Source organism: Streptomyces sp. NPDC002935 (assembly GCF_040611295.1).
Lineage (GTDB): Bacteria > Actinomycetota > Actinomycetes > Streptomycetales > Streptomycetaceae > Streptomyces.
In genome coordinates, this window is the sequence record NZ_JBEXNW010000004.1 from 329953 (window position 1) to 352010 (window position 22058).

At 71.1% G+C, this 22058-nt stretch carries 17 protein-coding genes, 1 tRNA gene and 1 pseudogene; 7 read left to right on the forward strand and 12 right to left on the reverse strand.

Features of this window, described 5'->3' with window-relative positions:
- The first annotated feature begins 76 nt into the window (after positions 1 to 76).
- The 5 genes from ABZX90_RS07375 (at position 77) to ABZX90_RS07395 (ending at position 4129) form a co-directional block, all read left to right on the forward strand.
- On the forward strand, positions 77 to 1297 hold the full coding sequence (locus ABZX90_RS07375; protein ID WP_351122830.1) for a betaine/proline/choline family ABC transporter ATP-binding protein: 1221 nt from the start codon (positions 77 to 79) through the stop codon (positions 1295 to 1297).
- Positions 1294 to 2172, forward strand: coding sequence for an ABC transporter permease (locus tag ABZX90_RS07380; RefSeq protein WP_355202223.1), 879 nt, complete (start codon positions 1294 to 1296; stop codon positions 2170 to 2172). Before ABZX90_RS07375 ends, ABZX90_RS07380 begins: the two co-directional genes overlap by 4 nt.
- Complete coding sequence (locus ABZX90_RS07385; RefSeq protein WP_355202226.1) at positions 2169 to 3137, forward strand: glycine betaine ABC transporter substrate-binding protein; 969 nt, start codon at positions 2169 to 2171, stop codon at positions 3135 to 3137. The genes ABZX90_RS07380 and ABZX90_RS07385 overlap by 4 nt, the downstream gene beginning before the upstream one ends.
- 139 nt (positions 3138 to 3276) lie before the next feature.
- Positions 3277 to 3912, forward strand: coding sequence for a winged helix-turn-helix domain-containing protein (locus tag ABZX90_RS07390; protein ID WP_355202229.1), 636 nt, complete (start codon positions 3277 to 3279; stop codon positions 3910 to 3912).
- A gap of 31 nt (positions 3913 to 3943) precedes the next feature.
- The gene (locus ABZX90_RS07395) at positions 3944 to 4129 is read left to right on the forward strand and encodes a hypothetical protein (protein WP_355202232.1); all 186 of its coding nucleotides are present in this window, start codon (positions 3944 to 3946) and stop codon (positions 4127 to 4129) included.
- Between the two features lie 16 nt (positions 4130 to 4145).
- On the opposite strand, the gene ABZX90_RS07400 is transcribed toward ABZX90_RS07395, so the two are convergent.
- The 4 genes from ABZX90_RS07400 to ABZX90_RS07415 all read right to left on the reverse strand — a co-directional run bounded on the left by ABZX90_RS07400 (position 4146) and on the right by ABZX90_RS07415 (position 9980).
- Positions 4146 to 4934 carry a S16 family serine protease gene (locus ABZX90_RS07400; RefSeq protein ID WP_351122683.1) on the reverse strand — a complete coding sequence of 263 codons (789 nt, stop codon included), beginning with the start codon at positions 4932 to 4934 and terminating at the stop codon, positions 4146 to 4148.
- 127 nt (positions 4935 to 5061) lie between these two features.
- Positions 5062 to 5703, reverse strand: a complete 642-nt coding sequence (locus ABZX90_RS07405; protein ID WP_351122686.1) for a helix-turn-helix domain-containing protein — start codon at positions 5701 to 5703, stop codon at positions 5062 to 5064.
- A 604-nt stretch (positions 5704 to 6307) separates the two neighbouring features.
- Positions 6308 to 8110, reverse strand: a complete 1803-nt coding sequence (locus ABZX90_RS07410; RefSeq protein ID WP_351122689.1) for a DEAD/DEAH box helicase — start codon at positions 8108 to 8110, stop codon at positions 6308 to 6310.
- Between the two features lie 433 nt (positions 8111 to 8543).
- The gene (locus ABZX90_RS07415; RefSeq protein ID WP_355202237.1) at positions 8544 to 9980 is read right to left on the reverse strand and encodes an MFS transporter; all 1437 of its coding nucleotides are present in this window, start codon (positions 9978 to 9980) and stop codon (positions 8544 to 8546) included.
- Positions 9981 to 10207: 227 nt separating this feature from the next.
- Between ABZX90_RS07415 and ABZX90_RS07420 the strand changes: the two genes are divergently transcribed.
- Positions 10208 to 10282, forward strand: a tRNA-Cys gene (locus ABZX90_RS07420).
- Between the two features lie 174 nt (positions 10283 to 10456).
- On the opposite strand, the gene ABZX90_RS07425 is transcribed toward ABZX90_RS07420, so the two are convergent.
- The gene (locus tag ABZX90_RS07425) at positions 10457 to 11680 is read right to left on the reverse strand and encodes a hypothetical protein (protein ID WP_355202240.1); all 1224 of its coding nucleotides are present in this window, start codon (positions 11678 to 11680) and stop codon (positions 10457 to 10459) included.
- Between the two features lie 418 nt (positions 11681 to 12098).
- Here ABZX90_RS07425 and ABZX90_RS07430 point away from each other — a divergent pair, with 418 nt between their 5' ends.
- A complete protein-coding gene (locus ABZX90_RS07430) occupies positions 12099 to 13238 on the forward strand; it encodes a pentapeptide repeat-containing protein (protein ID WP_355202243.1) in 1140 nt (379 codons plus the stop codon).
- A 115-nt stretch (positions 13239 to 13353) separates the two neighbouring features.
- Here the strand turns inward: ABZX90_RS07430 and ABZX90_RS07435 are convergent, their stop codons facing one another.
- The 7 genes and pseudogenes from ABZX90_RS07435 to ABZX90_RS07465 all read right to left on the reverse strand — a co-directional run.
- Positions 13354 to 14520 carry an SUKH-4 family immunity protein gene (locus ABZX90_RS07435; protein ID WP_355202246.1) on the reverse strand — a complete coding sequence of 389 codons (1167 nt, stop codon included), beginning with the start codon at positions 14518 to 14520 and terminating at the stop codon, positions 13354 to 13356.
- 284 nt (positions 14521 to 14804) lie between these two features.
- Complete coding sequence (locus tag ABZX90_RS07440) at positions 14805 to 14990, reverse strand: hypothetical protein (RefSeq protein WP_351122757.1); 186 nt, start codon at positions 14988 to 14990, stop codon at positions 14805 to 14807.
- Positions 14990 to 17293, reverse strand: a complete 2304-nt coding sequence (locus ABZX90_RS07445; protein ID WP_351122760.1) for a molybdopterin cofactor-binding domain-containing protein — start codon at positions 17291 to 17293, stop codon at positions 14990 to 14992. The genes ABZX90_RS07440 and ABZX90_RS07445 overlap by 1 nt, the downstream gene beginning before the upstream one ends.
- Positions 17290 to 18729 (reverse strand): 2Fe-2S iron-sulfur cluster-binding protein, encoded by a 1440-nt coding sequence (locus ABZX90_RS07450; protein ID WP_355202251.1) that lies wholly within the window; start codon positions 18727 to 18729, stop codon positions 17290 to 17292. The genes ABZX90_RS07445 and ABZX90_RS07450 overlap by 4 nt, the downstream gene beginning before the upstream one ends.
- Positions 18726 to 19619 (reverse strand): FAD binding domain-containing protein, encoded by an 894-nt coding sequence (locus tag ABZX90_RS07455; protein WP_351122765.1) that lies wholly within the window; start codon positions 19617 to 19619, stop codon positions 18726 to 18728. The genes ABZX90_RS07450 and ABZX90_RS07455 overlap by 4 nt, the downstream gene beginning before the upstream one ends.
- Positions 19620 to 19900: 281 nt before the next feature.
- Positions 19901 to 21553 carry a beta-N-acetylhexosaminidase gene (locus tag ABZX90_RS07460; RefSeq protein WP_355202368.1) on the reverse strand — a complete coding sequence of 551 codons (1653 nt, stop codon included), beginning with the start codon at positions 21551 to 21553 and terminating at the stop codon, positions 19901 to 19903.
- A gap of 13 nt (positions 21554 to 21566) precedes the next feature.
- Positions 21567 to 22055: pseudogene (locus ABZX90_RS07465) on the reverse strand (ABC transporter permease subunit); the annotation flags it as partial.
- Positions 22056 to 22058: the final 3 nt, after the last annotated feature.

Here is a 22058-nt window from a genome sequence, read left to right on the forward strand (position 1 = left end):
CCCCGAAGACACGGAAGACACGGAAGACACCGCGGGAGCCGCGGCCGGGGGCGCGTCGTCCACCACGGGCGCCACGATCGAGCTGGAGAACCTCACCAAGCGTTACCCCGGCAGCCGTGACGCCGCCGTGGACAGCGTCAACATGGAGATCAAGGCGGGTGAACTCGTCGTCTTCGTCGGCCCGTCCGGCTGCGGCAAGTCGACCACCCTGAAGATGATCAACCGGTTGATCGAGCCGAGCGGCGGCCGCATCCGGATCGGCGGCGAGGACGTCACCGACATGGACCCGGTGAAACTGCGCCGCAAGGTCGGGTACGCGATCCAGTCGTCCGGGCTCTTCCCGCACATGACGGTCGCCCAGAACATCGGGCTCGTGCCGAAGATGACGGGCTGGCCGAAGGCGCGGATCAAGGTGCGGGTCGAGGAGATGCTGGACCTGGTCGGGCTCGACCCCACCGAGTTCCAGGGCCGCTATCCGCGCCAGCTCTCCGGCGGTCAGCAGCAGCGGGTGGGCGTGGCACGGGCGCTGGCCGCGGACCCTCCCGTCCTGCTCATGGACGAGCCGTTCGGAGCGGTGGACCCGATCACCCGCGACCACCTCCAGGACGAGCTGATCCGGCTCCAGCACGAGCTGCACAAGACGATCGTCTTCGTCACGCACGACTTCGACGAGGCCATCAAGCTGGGCGACAGGATCGCGGTGCTGCGCGAGCGCTCGCACATCGCGCAGTTCGACACCCCGGAGGCGATCCTCACCAACCCTGCGGACGACTTCGTGTCGGGGTTCGTGGGCGCGGGGGCGGCACTGAAGCGGCTCAACCTCAGCCGCGTACGGGATGTGGAGATCACCGGCTGTCCGACGGTCACGGTCGACGATCCGCTCCAGGAGATCTTCGGAAAGCTCCGTTCCAGCGGTACGAACGAGATCCTGCTGCTCGACAAGCGGGGCCGTCCCTACAAGTGGCTGCGGCGCGGCGATCTGATGCGGGCGAAGGGCTCGCTGGCGCGGGCGGGCACGCTGGTGCACGACACGGTGACCAGGGACGCCACCCTGCGGGACGCCCTGGAGGCGGTGCTCACGGACAACTCGGGCCGGGTCCCGGTCACCGGGCGGCGCGGCGAGTACATCGGAGTGGTGGACATGGAGACCTTGATGAACTCCGTGCACGAACTCCTGGAGGCCGACCGGCTGGAGGCCATGGAGCACCAGCACGAGCTGGAGGAGGCGCGCGCCCACCAGACGCAGTTCGAGCAGGAAGGCATCGACAGCGGGGACGGCGGGGAGGCGAAGGCGTGAGCACACCGCCCACGGACCGGCGCCCCGATGGCGAGCACGAGGTCAAGGGGGTCGCCTTCCGCGACGACGGCGACGGTGACGGCGAAGGCGACGGTCAGGACGAGCGGGAAGCGCCGCCGCCGCACGCGCCCCCGAGACGCCGGATCAGCTGGCAGAAGCTGACCTTCCTGCCCGCTGTGCTGATCGCTCTGCTGTTGGGCACCTGGATCTGGTTCCAGCAGGCGGACCTCGACGCGATCTCCAAGAACGCCCTGTCGAACGGCCAGGTGTCCAAGGCCCTGTGGCAGCACATCCAACTGACGCTGATCTCCACGTTCTTCGTGCTGATCATCGCGATCCCGCTGGGGATCCTGCTGACCCGCAAGGCGTTCCGGAAGTTGACCCCGATCGCGATGACGATCGCCAACATGGGACAGGCGACCCCGGCGATCGGTCTGCTGGCCCTCCTCGTGATCTGGCTCGGCACCGGCGAGAAGTCGGCCCTGATCGGCATCACGATCTACGCGATCCTGCCGGTCCTGTCCAACACGATCGCCGGTCTGAAGGCCAACGACCCGACCCTGCTGGAGGCGGCGCGCGGCATCGGCATGTCACCGCTGGGCGTGCTCGGCCGGGTCGAACTGCCGCTGGCCGTACCGCTGATCCTCGCGGGTGTCCGTACGGCGCTGGTCCTGAACGTGGGCACCGCGACCCTCGCCACCTTCGGCGGAGGCGGCGGCCTCGGCGTCCTCATCACCACCGGCATCACCACCCAGCGCATGCCGGTCCTGGTCCTCGGCGCGATCCTCACCGTGGCGCTCGCGCTCCTTGTCGACTGGCTGGCGTCGCTGGCGGAACTGCTGCTGAGGCCGCGCGGGCTGGAGGCGGGGACATGAGAAGGGCCCGTCCCCACGCGGCCGTTGCCGGGGTCCTCGTCCTGGCGTCCGCGTGTGGGCTGACCAGCGGCTCCCCGATGACCGACAACGTCAAGCCCGGCTCCATCGGGCACGGCGAGCCGCTCAAGGGCGCCCACCTCACGGTGGCGTCCAAGGAGTTCACCGAGCAGCTGATCCTCGGCGCGATCATGGGTATCGCCTTCCAGACGGCCGGCGCCCAGGTGCTCGACCGCACCGGTATCCAGGGGTCGATCGGCGCCCGCGAGGCGGTCAAGAACGGCGACGCGGACGCCATGTACGAGTACACGGGCACCGCGTGGATCACCTATCTCGGCAACAGCGAGCCGATCCCGGACCCGCAGAAACAGTGGCAGGCCGTGCACGACGCCGACCCGGAGAACGGGGTCACCTGGCTTCCGCCGTCCGCCCTCAACAACACCTACGCGCTCGCCATGAACCAGGCCAACTTCAAGAAGTACGGCACCACGACGCTGTCCGACGTGGCCGCGCTGTCGAAGTCGGACCCGAGCGCGGTCACCCTGTGCGTGGAGGGCGAGTTCGCCAATCGGGCCGACGGACTGCCGGGCATGGAGAAGGCGTACGGGATGGACATCCCCGCGAAGAACATCACGCAGATGGACACCGGGATCATCTACACCCAGGTGCAGAAGGGGAGTTGTACGTACGGGGAGGTGTTCACCACCGACGGGCGCATCAAGTCGATGAACCTGGAGGTGATGAAGGACGACAGGAAGTTCTTCCCCAACTACAACGCCGCGCCCGTGATCAACTCCAAGGCCCTGAAGAAGTATCCGCAGATCGCCGAGGTCATCGAGCCGGTGACGAAGAGGCTGAACAACACGGTCGCGCAGGAACTGAACGCGAAGGTGGACGTACAGGGCCAGGACCCGCACGAGGTGGCCCTGGACTGGATGACCGAGGAGGGCTTCGTCACGCAGGACTGATCGGGCGGGCGTGACCGGGCCCAGGACCGGTCCGGTGGGCGCGGTCCCTGGAGTGCGACGGATGCGGTGGGCGCGGTCCGGAGAAGTAGTTGCAAAGAAATCGTTGCAAGGAGTTCTTTGCAACGCTATCTTTGTACGCATGACGGAGCAGCCCCCGCTTCCCCCGGAACCCCCTCACCCGCCGCAGCCACCGCTGCCGCCCGAACCCCCGCGGCACCGCCGCCTGGACGCCCGTTCCCTGCGCGGTCTCGCCCATCCACTGCGCATGGAGCTGCTGAGCAGCCTGCGCCGGAAAGGGCCGGCCACCGCGTCGATGCTCGCCGAGCGGCTGGGCGAGTCCAGCGGGGCGACCAGCTACCACCTGCGGCAGCTCGCCGCGCACGGCTTCGTCGAGGACGCCCCGGACCGGGGCAAAGGGCGGGAGCGCTGGTGGCAGGCCGCCGACCAGGGTCTGGGCTTCGACGAGAAGCTGCTCAAGGACCCGGACCCGGCGGTGCGCGGGGCGGCCGACATGTTCCTGCACGAGGTCGCCACCAGCCATGCCCGTGAACTGTCGACCTGGCTCGGCACCCGCGACGACTGGTCCGAGAGCTGGACCCGCGCCACCGACATGAGCGACTTCACGATGCGTCTGACGCCGACGCAGTCCCGGGAGCTCATCCAGAAGATGCACGACCTGCTCGACACCTACTGCGCCGTCGAACGCCCCGAGGACGACCCCGAGGCGGCGCAGGTGCGCTTCCACACGCACGTGTTCCCGCAAGCCTCCGACTGATCCATCGAAGATTCGAAGAGAGGTCATCCCGATGCACCCGGACACCCATCTCCAGCTGCACCACCTGCGCGCCGCCGAGCTGCGCGCGGAAGCGGACGCGTACCGGCTCACGACCGAGACCAGGAGCCCCGGCCGGCTGCGCGCCCGCGTCGGCTGGACCCTCGTGGAGGTCGGCCTCCGGCTGGCCTCCACGCCGAGGACGGCCGTCGCGTTCTAGTGCCCGCGGACAGGTCCTAGCAGCTCGGAACCGAGCCCTTCCCCTTCTCCAGGGCCACCAGCGAGTCCACCGCGCCCTGAAGCGTGGTCACCGGGATCAGCCGGAGCCCCTTCGGCAGCTCCGACTTCGCGTCCGAGCACTCCGCCTTCGGAACCAGGAACACCGTCGCGCCGTCGCGGCGGGCCGCCTGGGTCTTGAGGGCGACGCCACCGACCGCGCCGACCTTGCCGTCGGCGTCGATCGTCCCCGTACCCGCGATGACACGGCCGCCCGTGAGGTCGCCGCCGCTGCCGTCGCCGTCCAGTTTGTCGACGATGCCGAGAGAGAAGAGCAGTCCGGCGCTCGGTCCGCCGACGTCGGCGAGCTTGAGCGTGACCTTGACGTCGTCCTTCTCGTGCAGGTAGCCGAGGGCCGCCTCGGTGGCGGTGTCCTGGGACTTCTTCATCTCGTTCGCGTTGTGCTGTTCGATCTCCTTGACGCTGCCGCCGCTCGGGTAGACCGAGTCACGGGGCATCACGGCCTTGTCCGTGGCGAACCAGCCGCTGAGTACGTCACCGAGGGAGACGTCCGCGTCCGGGCCGGTGGCCTCGATCGTCGTCATCCGCAGCTGACCGCTGGTGTCCCGGGTGGGCGCACCAGTGATCGTGATCACCGGGTCGCCCTTGTTCTCGCCGAGGACGTTCGCCGTCAGGCCGGGCTGCGCCAGGGAGAACGGCAGCGGCGCGAACGCCGCCGTGGCGAGCAGAGCCACGACGGGGAGGGCGCAGACGGCGACGGCCTTGGGGCGCGTGAGGCGAGAGAGCACGGGTATCAATCTAACGGCACCGCCCGGCGGGACTTCCGTACAGGTCCCGCCGGACGGTCCGGGACCAGGGTGGACCGCAGAGGACCGCAGAGGACCGCAGAGGACCGCAGAGGACCAGGGACCGGAATCAGCGCAGGGCGTCCGCGACCTCGCGGGCCGCGTCGACCACACGCGGCCCCACCCGTTCCGGCACGGCGTCCGCCAGCATGACCACACCCACACTGCCCTCGACGCCCGTCACCCCGATCAGCGGCGCCGCGGCCCCGCTCGCGCCCGCCTCCAACTCCCCGTGGGTGAGCGTGTACCCGGGCTCCCCCACCGGCGCCTGCCGGGCGGCGAGGATCGCGCGGCCCGCCGCCCCCCGGTCCAGGGGATGCCGGAAACCGGCGCGATAGGCCACGTGGTAGTCCGTCCACGTCGGCTCGACGACGGCGACAGCGAGCGCCTCCGTCCCGTCGACCAGCGTCAGATGAGCCGTCGCCCCTATGTCCTCGGCCAGCGCTCGCAGTGCGGGCAGCGCGGCCTCCCGTACCAGCGGATGCACCTGACTGCCCAGGCGCAGCACGCCGAGACCGACCCGGGCACGGCCGCCCAGATCACGGCGTACGAGGGCGTGCTGCTCCAGCGTGGCGAGCAACCGGTACACCACGGTCCGGTTGACGCCCAGTTTGTTCGAAAGCTCGGTGACGGTCAGCCCGTGATCCGTGTCGGCGAGCAACTTGAGGACGCGCAGTCCCCGGTCGAGCGTCTGAGAGGTCTCCGCGGTCACGACGCCCACTCCTTAGTGGTGAGGTCGACGGCCCCCGCACGGCGGATGCGTCACCGAGTCCCGTCGGCGACGCGCTTCAGAGGCCGCCGGTCGGCTGGCGACCCGGGCTCTTCCCGGGCGCAGTCGCTTCACGGCTGCGCTCCGCGGCGGCGCTGCCACGGGGCGTGTGCGTAGCGGGACAGTAGCGAGCTGGTCCGCTCAGCGGAAGTCTCCGTCCAGAATCCGGGCATCGGCTGGTACGGACTGATTCCGTTTGCCCCAGAACGTGCGGCGTGCGCCACGCGGCGTACACCGCCCGTGCACGCAGCGCACAGGCCTCGGCGCGCGCGCCTCCCCGGGCAGGACACGCCCCCTCTGCGCGGGTTCGGCACCCCGTGCCACGGATTCCGGATACGACCGGCTTCGGAGGTAACCGGTTCCCCATGTCACCCCGGATGTCACCCCGGCCGGTGACCGCCTCGGCATCCGGCCCGGTCCAGGAACTCGCCGCGTCACGGAACTCGCCGCGTATCGGAAGCCACGGCATCCGGAAGCCGGAATCCGGCGCGGCCGTAGGCCACTTCAGCCTTAGGCCACCTCAACCATGGGCCACCTCAGCCGGATGTCATCGCATCCGGGTGGCCCACTCCTGCACCTTGGCGATCCGCTGCCGGAGCTGTCCCGCCGTCGCCTCCGCGCTCGGCGGGCCGCCGCAGACGCGTCGCAGCTCGGTGTGGATCACGCCGTGCGGCTTGCCGCTCTGGTGGACGTACGCGCCGACCATGGTGTTGAGCTGCTTGCGCAGTTCCAGCATCTCCTTGTGGGAGACCACGGGGCGGCGCTCGGCGGGAAGTTCGAGGAGGTCCGCCTCCTCGTCCGGCTTCTTGCGGCTGTGCGCGATCTGCCGGGCCTGCCGCTTCTGGAGCAGCAGCTGTACCTGGTCGGGTTCGAGGAGCCCGGGGATACCGAGGTAGTCCTGCTCCTCGGCGCTTCCCGGGTGGGCCTGCATGCCGAACTCGGCGCCGTCGTACAGGACCCGGTCGAAGACGGCCTCGGACTCCAGCGCCTCGAAGGAGAACTGCTCCTGCTCGCCGGTGTCCTCGTCCTGCTCCTTGTTCGCCTCCTCCATCTCCTTCTCGGACTCGGCGTACGGGTCCTCCTCGCCCTCCTTCTTGGGCTTGTCGAGGGCGTGGTCGCGCTCGACCTCCATCTCGTTGGCGAAGGTGAGGAGGTCGGGGATCGTCGGCAGGAACACGGACGCGGTCTCACCGCGCCTGCGGGACCGTACGAAACGGCCGACGGCCTGGGCGAAGAAGAGCGGTGTCGAGATGGTGGTGGCGTACACGCCGACGGCCAGGCGCGGCACGTCGACACCCTCGGACACCATGCGGACGGCGACCATCCACCGGGCGTCACCGTGGCTGAACTCGTCGATGCGGTTCGAGGCCCCGGTGTCGTCGGACAGCACGACGGTCGCCTTGGTGCCGGTGATCTCGCGGATCAGCTTGGCGTAGGCGCGGGCCGAGTCCTGGTCGGAGGCGATGACGAGCGCCCCGGCGTCCGGGATGCCCTTGCGCACCTCGGTGAGCCGCTGGTCGGCGGCGCGCAGCACGCTCGGCATCCACTCGCCGCGCGGGTCGAGCGCGGTGCGCCAGGCCTGGCTGATGGCGTCCTTGGTCATCGGCTCGCCGAGCCGGGCGGCGATCTCGTCCCCCGCCTTGGTGCGCCAGCGCATGTTGCCGCTGTAGGAGAGGAAGATGACGGGCCGCACGACCCCGTCCCCAAGGGCGGACCCGTAGCCGTACGTGTAGTCGGCGGATGAGCGCCGAATCCCGTCGTTCCCCTCCTCGTACGTGACGAAGGGGATCGGGTTGGTGTCGGACCGGAAGGGCGTACCCGTGAGCGCGAGCCGGCGGGTGGCGGGCTCGAACGCCTCCAGACAGGCCTCGCCCCACGACTTGCTGTCACCGGCGTGGTGGATCTCGTCGAGGATGACCAGGGTCTTGCGCTGCTCGACGCGGTTGCGGTGCAGCATCGGCCGCACTCCGATGCCGGCGTACGTGACGGCGACACCGTGGTACTCCTTGCTGAGCGGCCCGGCGCTGTACTCGGGATCCAGCTTGATCCCTATCCGCGCGGCAGCCTCGGCCCACTGCTTCTTCAGGTGCTCGGTCGGCGCGACCACGGTCACCTGCTGCACGACATGGTGGTGCAGCAGCCAGGACGCGAGCGTCAGCGCGAACGTCGTCTTGCCGGCGCCGGGGGTGGCGACGGCGAGGAAGTCGCGCGGCTGTTCCTGGATGTACCGCTCCATCGCCCCCTGCTGCCAGGCACGCAGCTTGTTGGCGGTACCCCAGGGGGCGCGGCCGGGGAAGGCGGGAGAGAGGTGATGCGAGTGCGCGGAGGCGCTGGCGGCGGTGGTAGTCACGGTCTCCGGTCTGGGTGTCGATTGGGAGCGTCCGGGTCCGCGCGCGGCGCGTCAGCTGTGGTGTGACGGCGACGGGCGGGCGGGTCGGCTACGTATGACAACCGGGCCACCCTACCGGCGCCCGGCTCGTACCGACGTGCGGACGAGGCCGGGGCACCCGTGGATGGGATCGAGGTCACAGATCGGCCGGCCGCCCCGCGATCGCCCCCGGTTCGCCCTCCGCACCAGCCGTCCCGTCGATGACCAGCCCGTACGCGGCCCCCTGATCCCACGCGCCGGGGCGGGTCCCGCAAACACGACGGAAGCGGCGGTCCGCGGGGCCGCGCACACCGACCGGTGCGGCGTCCTCACGACGCTGCCGCCCGGCCGCCCCGCCGCCCGGCGGGGCCCGGCCGGGCCCGGTCCGCATGGGCACCCGCTGCTTGGCCCGTGCTCAGCGCTCCCGCAGCCGTGTCGTCACCCACGCTCCCACCAGCGCCACCGCCGCCATCGGCAGGAACACCACGGCGAAGGCGGCCGGGTGGGAGCTGTGGGTGCCGGATGTCGCGGCGGTGGCCGCGTGGGACACCGCGCCGCCGCCCAGGGCCGCGAACGCGGCTCCGCCCACGGCGAGCAGCAGCACATTGGACAGCGCGTCGGAGATCTGGAGGGCGGCCGAGTTCGTACCGGCCTCCTCGGGGGCCGAGAGGTGGAGCAGCAGCACGCTGGTCGAGGCGATCACCAGCCCCATCCCGAAGCAGCCGAACGCCCAGGCGACGGCGACGGTCCATACCGGCACGGCGGGGATCAGCACGCTCGGCGCGGCGGCGACGGCCGCGGCGACCAGCAGCATGCCGAAGAACATCAGGCGTTCCCGGTACGGCTCCACACGCGGCCTCGCCTGGACGTACGAGCCCAGCGCCCAGGTCCCGCCACCGGCCGCGAGCGACAACCCGGCGAGCGTCGGCGACAGTCCCCGCTGGGTGACCAGCATCAGCGGTACGAAGGACTCGGCGGCGATGAAGGCTCCGGCGGCGACCCCGCGCAGCAGCACCACGGACGGCAGCCCGCGTGCCGCCCGGCAGGTGCCGCGGGGCAGCAGCCCGCGCACGGCGGGGACGAGCAGCGCGGCTCCGGCCGCGGCGGGCACGAGGGAGAGCGGGCGCAGATCCTGGGCGGCGTACTGGAGCAGCCCCGCGCCCAGCGCGATCCCGAACGCCAGCCGGATGCGCCGCCGGTCCAGCGGCGCGCGGTCGCCCGCCGCCGTGTGTCCCGACGCCCGGCGCCGTATCTGCGGCAGCGTGAGGACGAGCGGAACGCCGACCAGCGCCGGAATGCCGATGAACACCCAGCGCCAGCCGAGGTGCTCGGTGACCGCGCCCGCGGCGAGGGGGCCGACGACGGACGGCACCACCCAGGCCGCCGCGAACGCCGCCATGATCGCGGGCCGCAGCCGCTCCGGGTAGGCCCGCCCGACGACGACGTACAACGCGACGATGACGAGCCCGCCGCCGAGCCCCTGGACGGCCCGGCCGAGGACGAACACCCACATGCCGCCGGCCGTCCCGGACAGCAGCAGCCCCGCGGCGAACGCGGCGATGCCCGAGGCCAGCGAGGCCAGCGGCCCGTCGCGGTCGGACCACTGCCCGGCGAGCACCATCCCGAACAGGCTCGTCGTGAAGTACCCGGAGAACGCGAACGCGTACAGGGCGACCCCGTCGAGCTCCCGCGCGGCGACGGGCATCGCCGTCCCCACGGCCGTCGCCTCGAACGCGATCACCAGCACCACGGACACGATGCCGATGCTGAGCGCCCGGTACGGCCGGCTCAGTACCCCGCCCTTGTCCTCGGACGGAACCGTCACGACATCGCGTGCTTCCAGTGCTGTCATGGCCGTCAGCGTAAGGTGCGCAGCCCTCACTGACTCCTGTCCGAGGACGGTGATCAACCAGTCCTTTAGTCGTACGACCACTCCCCCCGAGCCGATGGCCCGGCGGTTCGTGAACGGCGTGTGGCAGTCGCGTTGCGGCGGCGCCGGAACCCTTGAGCCCGCCCCCGCACCCCCCTACGGTCGACCCATCAGGTTCGGAACGAGTGAGCCGTGCCGCACCTGAGAACGGCCGTGTGCCCGAGTGGTTCAGGGACTCGCCTGCAAAGCGAGTTACGCGGGTTCAATTCCCGCCACGGCCTCCACCTGCCCGACCAGGCAGATCGAAAGGGCGGCACCTCACCGGAGGTGCCGCCCTTTCGGCCATCCGTCTCAGTTCTCATCTCGGTCGCGTACGCCCGTACGGCTCGCACGAACTCCCGATCAGAGTCCGACAGTTCATGGCGACGTATCACCGGACCATGACCCATCAGCCGAGATCATTTGGCGACAGACCCTAGGGCCTCCGGCACGAAGACCGTCTGCGAGGTGGCCGACTGGAAGTTGTTGTCAGCGTCGAAGACAGCCCGGTAGTAGCCGGCACCGCTCTCGTCGAGGTCCGCGGCGAAATCGTTTCCGCTGCCTCCCCAGGAAGCCTCGACGGTGGTGAGCGTCGACCAGTTCACGCCGTCGGGCGAGTACTGGATGTGAACGTAGATCCAGGCGGGCGTCCACCCGTCGGGGAAGTCGATGAGCCCCTCGGCGTGGACGCTTCCCGTGTCGGAGCGGGCGGCTGTGAAAGCCGTGAACTTCGACGCCCTGTGCACGTGGACGACGTCGCTCGTACCGGTGCCGGCCTGGAGGAACGGGTCTTCCGAGGTGTCCAGGGCGAGCTGGAAGTAGCCGCCCCGCCCCGGCGTGTAGTCCATCGTGAAGGTGCCGTCGTCAGCGCTGGTGAAGCGACCCACGACGTCGGTCTGCGCGTCGTCGGGACCGAACAGGACGCCCCCGGAGCGCCCGGCCAGCGGCACCCAGCCGTCCGCGGTCTTCTGCTCGACCTTGACGCTCACCGTGACCGGCTGACCGAAGTCGATGTCGGTCGCACTCACGGTGGACGTGAACCGGGTGGGAATCTGGTCGACACCGATCTGTACCGGCTCGGACTCCCCGTACAGAACCGTCGGCGTGCCACCATCCATCTGGAACACGGCCTGGACGGGCGCGGCGGCGTCGAGCCGCACCGAGGCGGTGAAGTGACCCTGGGCGTCGGTGGTCACGGTGGTCTGCGTCCAGTAGTCGACATAGATCTCGACCCGGCGTGCCGCGAGGGGCTTCACCTGTCGCGTCGGCCACCGCCCGTACAGCGTCCCCTCGACCTGCACGTCACGGTGTTCCCGGTCGATGGCGGTGCGGTCGACGGTGAGCGCGCCGAACTTCGCCACGACGTAGTAGGCGAAGTCCCCCGCGGACTGCTGCAGCACGTGGCCGCCGTCGGCGTCCGTCGCCTCCACGTCGACGCGGTAGGAGCCGAACTCGGGCAGCTTCAACGGCTTCTTGGTGCGCCAGCTGCCGTCCTGAGGGGTGCCGGAGAAGAGCCGGAAGTCCTTGGTCCCGATCTCAGCGACCTCGGTCTGCGAGGCGTACGAGATCAGGTGTGCCGTGATGTTCTTGATGTCGGCTGCGGACCGGACATTGATCTGCAGGATCCCGAGGTCGTCCGACACGCTCCCCGCGTAAGTGACCTCCGGCCGGTCCGCAGCGTGCGCGGCTGTCACGCCCCCCATGCCGAGCAAGGCAGCCGCGACGGCCACCGTGACCCATCTGCGTAATCTCCACAGCAACACTGTCGATCCCACCCCTGACGCGTTCGAGACAGCGGGATCCTCTCCGGACCGCCCGCCCTGCCGTCCGTATTTATATCGACCGCTCAGCACGGACGCACGGCAATTGAAGGCGGGCGAGGGACTGCTTAAGCGGAGCCAAGTGCGCCCGGGCCGTGAGGACTTGGCCCCTCCCTGCCGCCCGGACCAGATGCTGCCGTTGGTGTCCGCGGCCTCTACGACCACCTCCGGACAGTCCTGATCGGGTGCTGCGACAGCGTGGCGGAGAAATGGGCACTGCTTCCTGCTATGTCATGAGTGGATGATCGAATCGTCTGCCGCCGCACAACTCCGCCGGATCGCACGCCGACGGGCCGCCAGGGATCATCGACGGCAACGGAGCCGTTCCGTCGGGCCGGGCCGCGACAGTGATATCAGCCGACTGACGTGGGTGGCACTCGCGGCGTCCGCGCTGCCGGGACTGGCTGCGCTCGTCGCCCTGCTGTTCACGTGGATGTCGGTCGGGCAGACCAACAAAGAGCTGCAGATCTCCGAGCAGGGGCAGATCACCACCCGGTTCAACGTCGCGATCACCAACCTGGGAAAGCCATCGTTGGATGTGCGCCTCGGGGGTGTCTACGCCCTGCAACGCATCATGCAGGACTCCTCTCGAGATCAGCGCACTGTCGTCTCGGTGTTGTCCGCGTTCGTACGCCAGCACGCTCCCGTTCCGGTCAGTGGCTTCAAGCCGGCAGAGGAGTACAGGCCCCCTACCGACGTGGCGGCCGTAGTTTCCGTGCTGGGCGCCCGGCCCGCCGACCGGGAGGTGACCCAGGACGGGAAACCGCTGTACCGAGTTGATCTGAGCAGTGTCGATCTGCGCGGTCTGGAGCGCGAAGTGGGGCTCACAGAAGGCGGCATGCCCAGACGCAGCAACTTCCGCTTCGCGAACTTCACCGGCGCGGACCTCCGAGACGCAGGCCTCGAGAATTTCGACCTCTCAGGCGCGTCCCTCGACAACGCGAACATGTCCGGCGTGAAGCTGCCGAACGCGGACCTGCGGCACGCATTTCTCGGGGGTGCCAATTTGACCGACGCGCACCTGGGCGCGGCCGACATGACCGGCGCGGACCTCGGCGGAGCGATCCTTCACAACGCGCACCTGAGCAGGGCCGAGGAAACCGACGAAACCGGTGAGGCCGACTCGGGCGCCAACTTGACCCGCGCGTTCCTGATCGGCGCGAACCTGAGCACCGCGGACCTGCGCGGCGTGATCCTTGTCCACGCGGACTTGACTGATGCGGACCTGGCCGGCGCCGACCTGCGCAGCGCAGACCTGACCGGTGCAGACCTGAGCAACGCAGATCTGAGCAACGCAGACCTGACCGGGGCAAAGCTGTCGGGCGCGATCCTTGAGGGCGCACGCGGATTGCCTCCTCACCGCCGTGGCGGCTCGCAGTGATCCTCCGGTACTCACCGACGTCAGGTCCTCCAGGGCCCACCGAGGACAGTCCAGGGTGTCTGACTGACTCCCCGAGAACGCACGAGCCCTGGGGGTTCCGCTGGGGGCCGGGGCGCTACGCGTACAGCGTGCCGCCCGCCTGGTCCTCGAAGATCTCCGGCCAGTAGCGGCGGCCGTCGTCGCCCGGGAGGGACGGGGTCGGGTCGCAGGCGGCGGGGTCGACCGTGGCGAGGGTCTCGGTCAGGGTGGCGGCGAGCTGTTCGTAGGAGTCGCTGAGGCCGTGGGCGGCGTCGACGGTCTTCTCGCGGTGGTGGAGCCAGAGGGTGAACGCGAGCGTGGAGATGTCCGCGTTGAGCGGGCGCAGGGTCAGGTCCGGCTCGCTCCAGGCCAGCACCGCGCCCGTGGTGCCGTCCACGACCAGGCTCGTGTCCTCCAGGAGGTGGCCGAGGCGTATCAGACGGTCGGCGGCGGCCGGGAGCAGGTCGGCGCAGAACGCGTCGGGGCGCTCGTCCGCGTAGTACTCGGTGAGGGCCGGCAGCGGCACCTCCGTGTCCAGCTGGAAGAGGAAGCCGTCCTCGGGCAGGCCGGTCTCCCGCAGGAAGCGGCGGGTCGGCTCGTGCGTCAGCGCGGGCGGGAAGTCGACGTCCTCGAAGCGCATGATCTCGCCCGCGCCGAACTCCTCGTCCAGCAGCCGCTTGGGCAGGCCGAGGACGAGCCCTTCGCCGGGTCCCGCTATCCGGGCGAGCGGGCGGATCAGCGCGGCCATCCGCCAGTACGGCGGCACGTCCTCGCCCACGGCGCCCTCGAAGACGGCGCTCAGCCGGTCCGACACCTCCGCGACCGCCTTCGGGCCGAACGGGCCCTGCCGGCCCCGGGACAGGGTCAGTTCCTCGGTGGCCGCCGCGAAGCGCAGCAGGGCCTCCAGGGAGGGCGCCAGGGGCGACAGGTCCAGATGGGCGGGGTTCCGCTGGACGTACGTCGAGGAGACCTCGCCCGTCGTCCCGTCCAGCACGATCGACTCCAGGTCCCGGTCCAGGCTGCGCAGCGCTCCGACGACGAGCTGGTCGCGCAGTTCCTCGGCCAGCTTGTCGGCGTCGCCCGCCAGGTCGGCCACGGTGCGCAGGCCGTGCTCCCGCAGCGCGCCGAATCCGAGCAGTGCGCTGTCGCAGGGCAGTCCGGGGCCGGTGAGGCGGTCCCGCGTGCCCGCGTGCGTGATGTACGGATCCAGCTCGTCGTAGGTCAGTGTGATCACGCCGCCGACATCGGTGTCAGTCGTACTCATGGCTCCCCCGCGCATGTGAACGCATCGTGCTTCCCCCAGGAGGGAACGGCCGGTCGTCCCACGGCAGTTCCCCATTGAGCCAAAACCATACGCCGCCCCACTGACAACGCCAGAAACACACGGAAACAGGCCTCCCGCGGAACAGAGACGCACAGGGCATGGGGTGAGGTCAGCCGGCGCGCGGGTCTCCTCGGCGTGCGTCAGCCGAGGCAGCACATCAGCCGGGCGAGAGAGCAGTCTGGGTGAGAGATCAGCCAGGGTGAGAGATCAGCCGGACCGGGGCATCAGCTGAAGTAGACGCCGCCCACGACGACGACCACGGCCGCCAGGACGAACAGCAGGACCCAGAGCAGCAGTTTCCCCATAGCGGGGGCGGGTTCGTAGCGCGGCGCTCCGGCCTCGCCGCCGAGCGCCGCCGGATCGCCGCCGTGCGGCGAGGGTTCGCCGGTCGACGGCTCCCGTGCGCTCACTACGCCGTCACCACCGCCGCCTGCGGGCGGATCGGCAGACGGTTTACCGGCCGGCCGGTGGCCGCCCGTACGGCGGACGCGATGGCCGCCGGGGAGGTCACGACCGGCACCGCGCTGGCGGCCTTGGCGCCGAAGGGGGCGACGACGTCGCGCTCCTCGATCAGCTTGACGATGCGGATGTCGGGCGTGTCCAGGGCGGTCGGCAGGGCGTAGCCGGTGAGGTCGGGGTGACGGACCAGGCCGCGGGCCGTGCGGAGGTTCTCGGTCAGCGCGGCGCCGACGCCCTGGGTGACGCCCGCCTCGATGCGGGCCGTCAGCTGGGCCGGGTTGAGGATCCGGCCGACGTCCTGGGCGAGCGCCAGTTCCACGACCCGGACCGAGCCCAGTTCGATGTCGACGTCCACGACCGCGCGGATGGCGCAGAAGGCGAGGCCCACGAAGGCGTCGCCCTGGCCGGCTTCGTCCAGCGGTTCGGTCGGGTGGGGGCGGCACTGTGCGGTCGCCCACAGTTCCTTGCCGTCCATCGCCTCGGTGACCGTGGTCGACAGCACTCCGTCGTACGACGTGATCTTGCCGTCGGTGATCTGGAGCAGCTCGGTGGACATGCCGAACTTGTGCGCCAGCGGTTGCAGCAGTTGCGTACGGACCATCTTGGCCGCGCGTTCCACCGCTCCGCCGGACACCCAGGTGTGCCGGCCCCGACAACTCGGTCCCGCGGGGGGCTGGTCGGTGTCGACCGGTGCCACGTGCACCTCGTCGATGCCGAGCGTCTCCTGGACGATCTGCCGGGCCAGCGTGGTGAAGCCCTGACCGGTCTCCACGGCCGCGCAGAGCACGGTGGCGACGCCGTCGTGGACCTTCACGGTGGCCGTCGAGACCTCGTCGGCCCCCTCGGAGCCGAGCATGTGGACCATGCCGAGCGCGTAGCCGACACCGCGGCGTACGGCACCGGGTTCGCCCGCGCCCTCGGGGCCGCCGGGCAGCAGCCACTCGTCCTCGGGCGTGTCCTTGGGGAGGGCGGGCAGCGGGTAGTCGCGTACGGCCTGGAGCAGCTCGGCGACGGGCGCCGGGCAGGTGACCGTCTGGCCGGTCGGCAGGACGTCTCCCGTGGCCATGACGTTGCGCAGGCGCAGTTCCGCGGGGTCGACGCCGAGTTTCTTGGCGAGTTTGTCCATCTGGGCCTCGTACGCGGCGCAGACCTGGAGGGCACCCTCGCCCCGCACATGACCGGAGGGCGGGTTGTTGGTGCGCACGGCCCAGCCCTCGATGAAGGCGTTCGGGACGACGTACGGGCCGCAGGCGAAGGAGACGGCGGCGGCCAGGGACTCGCCGGAGGTGTCGGCGTAGGCGCCCGCGTCGAGCAGGATCTGTGCCTCGACCTTGACCAGCGTGCCGTCGGCGTCGGCGTGGTGCCGGTAGCGCAGCAGCGTCGGGTGCCGGTGGGCGTGGCCGAGGAAGGACTCCTCGCGCGTAGCGGTGAGTTTCACCGGGCAGCCGGTCTTCAGCGCGAGCAGGCCGAGGACGAGCTGGAATCCCTGGTCCTCGCGGTCGGCGGTGGCTCCGGGGACGCCGGTGACGACGACCTTCACGCGCGCGGGTTCCAGGCCGTAGCAGGCGGCGGCGGCGTCGCGGTCGGAGTGCGGGTCGGTGGAGGCGATGTAGAGCTCGACGCCGCCGTCGGGGCGGGGCACGGCGAGTCCGGCCTCGGCGCCGATGGGCGCGGGGTCCTGGCGGCCGATGCGGTACAGGCCCTCGACGACGATCTCACCGACGGCGTCCGGGTCGCCGTGGCGCAGCGGGATGTGGCGGATCAGGTTGCCGTCGGGGTGCAGGGGTTCGGCCTCGAAGGCCTGCTCCGGGTCGGTGACCGGTTCGAGCACCTCGTACTCGACGATGACGGCGGCGGCGGCCATCCGCGCGGTGTCCGGGTGGTCGGCGGCGACGGCCGCGATGGGCTCCCCGTGGTGGCGTACGGCCTCGGAGGCGAAAACCGGGCGGTCGGCCCTGCCGCGGCCGTGCAGCGGGGTGCCGGGCACGTCCTCGTGGGTGATGACGGCGCGGACGCCGGGCATGTCGCGCGCGTGGCTGGTGTCGATGGAGACGATGCGGGCGTGCGGGTGGGGCGAGCGGAGGACGGCGGCCCACAGCAGGCCCTCGGCCCACAGGTCGGCGGCGTAGGGGAAGGTGCCCTCGGTCTTGGCGCGGGCCTCGGCGGTGGGCAGCGAGACGCCGAGCCCGTGCGGCAGGGGCTCGGGGCCTGTCTCGTGCGCCGCCGGTGTCGCGGTCGCGGCTTGGTTGGTCACGCCTGGCCTCCGTCCTGGCCGTAGGGCTGTTCGTGCGTCGCCTGGGGGCCGTACGCGTCATTGTCTTCGTACGCGGACGGGTGGACACCGCCCGCGCCGGGGCCGGCCTGGTGCGGGATGCGGGCCTCTTCCGTCTCGGGGACGGCTTCGGCCGCGGCGGCGGAGTGCGCCTCGCGTTCGGCGACGACCTCGCGCACGGCGTCGAGGACGCCGCGGTAGCCGGAGCAGCGGCACAGGTTGCCGCAGAGTGCCTGGCGGGTCTCCAGCTCGGTGGGCGCGGGGTTGCCCTCCAGCAGGTCGTGCAGGGTCATGGCCATGCCCGGGACGCAGAAACCGCACTGCACGGCGCCGCACTTGGCCAGCGCGCGCTGTACGTCGGAGGGCTGGCCCGAGGCGGCCAGGCCCTCGACGGTGCGTACCTCGCTGCCGGCGGCGGTGACGCCGGGCACCAGGCAGGACGCCACGAGCCGGCCGTCCACCTGGACGTTGCAGGCTCCGCACTCGCCCTGCGAGCAGCCGTCCTTGGCGCCCGCGAGGCCGAGCCGCTCGCGCAGGACGTAGAGCAGCGACTCGCCGATCCAGGCGTCGGTGACCGGCCGGTCGGCGCCGTTGACGCGCAGGACGTAGGAGGCGAGGGGATGTTCGTTGTGCGCGGCCGGGGCGGAGTGGTCGGCGTCGTCGCCCGCCTCGTGCGCCGAATCCGGCTCGGGTACCTCGTGTGCCTCTGCGGTCACCGGCTCGGGGTCGGCGACGGGCTCAGGGGCCTCGCGGACGGGCTGCGCGGGCCGCTGGGCGGCCTGCGCGGGTGATTCCGCCTGCGGCTGCGTCGCGGGCTCCGCGAGGGCCTCAGCGGCCGCCTCGCGCACGTCGGCGGTCCACGGCTGCCCGATCTCGCTGGCCCAGGGCGCGGACGCGCCGCCGGGAAGCGTGGCGGGCGGCATGCCGCCCCACTGCTCGACGAGTGCCGATGTGGTGAACTCGCCCGATTCGTCCGGAAGGTCGCCTCCGGCCACCGGAATCGACCACTGCCCGGTCACATCGTGTCCGGGGCCGTTTCCGGCGGCGCCGTCGCGGGCGTCGTTGAACTCCCACTGCCCGGTGGACCCGGGGTGGTACGAGAACCGGTCGCCGTGGGTGTCGGAGCCCGGCTGCGCGGAGTTCGGATCCGGCCACGGGGCGGCGCCGCCCTGAGCGGCCCACGTTCCGGTGGCCGACGGGTCCGCCGCCTCGGGCGGGGCGGGTGTCACGGCGATCTGCGGGGGCACATAGCCGTGTCCGGGCGCCGCGAGCGGCTCCCGGGCGGCGAGGAGGGCCTCGATGCCCCCTTCGGGGAGTTTGACGAAGGCGGTCGCGCCGTCGTCGTAGTCGCCCTGGGGCAGCGGGTCCCAGCGGCCGCCGCCGCGCGGAGCGCCGTCCTCGTGCTGGTCGTCGGTCACGAAAGTGCCCTCCCCAGTGCTCGTCGGGCCAGCGCGGCGACGGTGCGCCGCAGGTGCAGTACGGCGGGCGGAAGCGGTGTCACGGATCCGTCCTCGGCGGGGACGGGGTCGGGGATGCAGGCCGCGGCCACGTACTCCCCGAACGCGGCCAGCGCCTCCGGGACGATCGCGCGGTTGTTGTCCCAGTCGATCAGCTGGGCCACCCACGCCTCGGCGTCCAGGGGCCGCAGCGGCATCGGCGCTATGGCGCCGACGGCACACCTCACGCCGCGCCGGGCGGGGTCGAGGACGAGCGCCACGGAGGCGATCGCGCGCCCGGGCCCGGTGCGCCCGGTGGCCTTCAGGAAGACCTGCGGGGCGTGCAGCAGCGGCACGCGCACGTAGCCGATGAGTTCTCCGCCGCGGAGCATGTCGACGCCCGCGAGCAGGTGCGACACCGGGATCTCGCGGCGGGCTCCGCCCGGCCCCGCGATGATCAACGTGGCTTCCAGAGCGGCCAGTACGGGCAGCGCGTCCCCCGTGGGGGCGGCCGAGGCGATGTTGCCGCCGAGGGTGCCGGCGTTGCGGATCTGCGGCGGTCCGGCCGCCCGCGCGGCGGCGGCGAGCGCCGGGATGAGGGCGGCGAAGTCGGGGCGGCCCATGCGGGCGTGCGTGAGGCCCGCGCCGAGCAGCGCGTGGCCGTCCTGGTACTGCCAGCCGCGGATCTCGCTGATCCGGCCGAGGCCGACGAGCGCGGCCGGCCTGAGCTGTCCGGAGTTGACCGCGGCCATCAGATCGGTGCCGCCGGCCACCGGAACGGCCGCGGGCATGGCGGACAGCGCCGCCACCGCCTCGTCCAGCGAGACGGGCAGCGTCACGGCCTGCGCCGTTCGCGGTGCGTGCGTGGTCAAACCGGTTGCCCCTTCCCGCTGCCCCACCTGGTCCCACCTGTGCTGCCGTACGGTACGTGCTGACAGGGCGGACGTGGCAACTCTGGCACATCTTCCCCGGCCCTCGACGCGGGGGTCCGCTAGGAGGCTTTCGCCCCTCTCACCAGGGAGATGGTCCGTTTTCGCACGGCATCACCGGTGAGCTCGAATTGTCACTCTTCGGTGACCCTTGGGGGCCTTTTTTCCTTGGGGGGCCTCGGCACCGGGGCGCCCGGCCCCGGACACCCCGGCCGTGAGCGGTCTCACACGTTCGGGGGCGCCCCCTCGATCGGGCGTCCGAGCACGCCGGGCCGCCGCTGCCACGGCCGCGGTCCCGAGGGTGCCCGGTAGGCCACCCCGAGGGCGTCGAGGCGCGCGTAGTGGGCGCTCATCCGCAGCTCGAAGCCGGCGAAGTCCCGTTCCGCGGGAGCCGGCAGTCGGCTCCAGGCGACCTCGGCGAAGGCGGCGAGCCTCGGGAACGCCTGGTAGTCCACGCGCGTGTGGTCCTCCATCACCTCGGTCCACACGTTGGCCTGTGTGCCCAGCACGTGCCGCGCCTCCGCCTCGGTGAGCTGCGGCGGAACCGGCTCGAAGCGGTAGACGTCCTCCAGGGTGCGTACGTAGGCGATGGGCACCGGCTCGTCCTCGCCCGCGGCCTGGCGGTAGTCCAAGTACACGTGCTGCTCGGGGCACATGACGACGTCGTGGCCCGCGCGCGCGGCCGTGACGCCGCCCTGGTAGCCGCGCCACGACGACACCGCGGCGCCCGGCGCGAGACCGCCCTCCAGGATCTCGTCCCAGCCGATCAGCCGACGCCCGCGCTCGGAGAGCCAGTTGTCGAAGTGCCGGATGAACCAGGACTGCAACGCGTCCTCGTCGGCGAGCCCGAGTTCCTTGATGCGCGCCTGCGCCGTGGCCGACCGCTTCCACTGGTCCTTGGCGCACTCGTCGCCCCCGATGTGGAAGAAGCCCGAGAACTCCGGGAAACGCGCGGGGTCCGCCGGGAACAGGTCGAGGAGTTCCTCGAAGACCCCCTCGTAGAAGCGCAGGGTGTTGTCAGTGGGGGCGAGTACGTTTTTGGAGACGCCCCAGTTGTCCCAGACGGTCAGGGAGGTCGTGTCGATGACGTCGGTGTTGCCCAGTTCCGGATACGCGGCGATGGCGGCCTGCGAGTGGCCGGGGATGTCGATTTCGGGGACGACGGCGATATGCCGCTCGGCCGCGTACGCGACGATCTCGCGGATGTCGTCCTGCGTGTAGAAGCCTCCGTGCGGCTTCTCGTCCCACAGCGGCGAGGCCCGGTGGCCGAATTTGGTGCGTGCGCGCCAGGAACCGACCTCCGTCAGCCTCGGGTAGCGCTTGATCTGGACACGCCATCCCTGGTCGTCGGTGAGATGGAAGTGGAAGACGTTGAGTTTGTGCGCGGCCAGCAGGTCGAGGTAGCGCAGCACGCCTTCCTTGGGCATGAAGTGCCTGGAGACGTCGAGCATCAGGCCCCGCCAGCGGAATCGGGGTGCGTCCTCGATGGCCTGGTGCGCGATTTCGTACGCCGTCCGGGGGTTGACCGGGGCGCGGCGAAAAGCGTCGGGGCCGAGGAGTTGACGCAGCGTCTGCGCGCCCCAGAAGACCCCGGCGGCGTCACCGCCCCGGATCTCGACGCCGCCGTCGCCTACGCCGAGCCGGTACGCCTCCGGCTCCAGGATGTCGTCCAGGAGCAGCCGTACGGCGCCCGGAGCGTCCTGCGGCGCAGGTCGCAGCGGTAGTCCGAGTGCCGCGCCGAGCGTCGAGCGCAGCCAGCGTTCGGTGCCGTCCGTACCGGGCGCGGCCCACAGGGTGGTGTCCGCGTCCAGCGCGAACCGCCCGCGCGTGGCGCCCTCGACGACGAGGGGCGCCGGAATCAGACCCGTATCCGTCATGTCCATCAGTCCATCAGTCCTTTACCGCTCCGCCGAGGCCGGAGACGAGTCGTCGCTGTACGAGCACCACGAGTACTACGAGCACGAGGAAGAGCAGCACCGGAATCGGCGACTCCGTCGAGGCGGGGATCACGAGTGGGAAAAGCATCTGCCGGAGAAATCGCGCGCGGCTCGCCCCGTCGATGTACCCGGCCCCCTCCAGCGCTTCCGGAACCGCCTTGCCGTAACCCCGCGGCATCCAGATCGCGAAGGGCGGCGAGAAGGCGACGAGCGGCAGGATCGGCGAGCCCGGCGTGTTCAGCCGGCCGAAGTCCGGCATGAGGAAGGAGAAGGGGATCGTCGGGGCCTCGACGGGCATCGTCCGGGCCACCGGGAACATGATCGACAGGGTCGTCCGGAAGCGAAAACGGAATCGGAATCGTGTCACCGCGGTCGCCGCCGGAAACGCCGTGAGCGCCGCGCCGACCGTCACCGAGCACGCCACGAGAAGGCTGTTGAGAAATTG

What these genes read in the sequence shown, in the direction of transcription:
- ABZX90_RS07385 (WP_355202226.1), top strand. Translation starts at nt 2,169, where the DNA reads ATGAGAAGGGCCCGTCCCCACGCGGCCGTTGCCGGGGTCCTCGTCCTG.
- ABZX90_RS07390 (WP_355202229.1), top strand. Translation starts at nt 3,277, where the DNA reads ATGACGGAGCAGCCCCCGCTTCCCCCGGAACCCCCTCACCCGCCGCAG.
- ABZX90_RS07395 (WP_355202232.1), top strand. Translation starts at nt 3,944, where the DNA reads ATGCACCCGGACACCCATCTCCAGCTGCACCACCTGCGCGCCGCCGAG.
- ABZX90_RS07415 (WP_355202237.1), bottom strand. Translation starts at nt 9,980, where the DNA reads ATGACAGCACTGGAAGCACGCGATGTCGTGACGGTTCCGTCCGAGGAC.
- ABZX90_RS07430 (WP_355202243.1), top strand. Translation starts at nt 12,099, where the DNA reads ATGATCGAATCGTCTGCCGCCGCACAACTCCGCCGGATCGCACGCCGA.
- ABZX90_RS07435 (WP_355202246.1), bottom strand. Translation starts at nt 14,520, where the DNA reads ATGAGTACGACTGACACCGATGTCGGCGGCGTGATCACACTGACCTAC.
- ABZX90_RS07460 (WP_355202368.1), bottom strand. Translation starts at nt 21,553, where the DNA reads ATGACGGATACGGGTCTGATTCCGGCGCCCCTCGTCGTCGAGGGCGCC.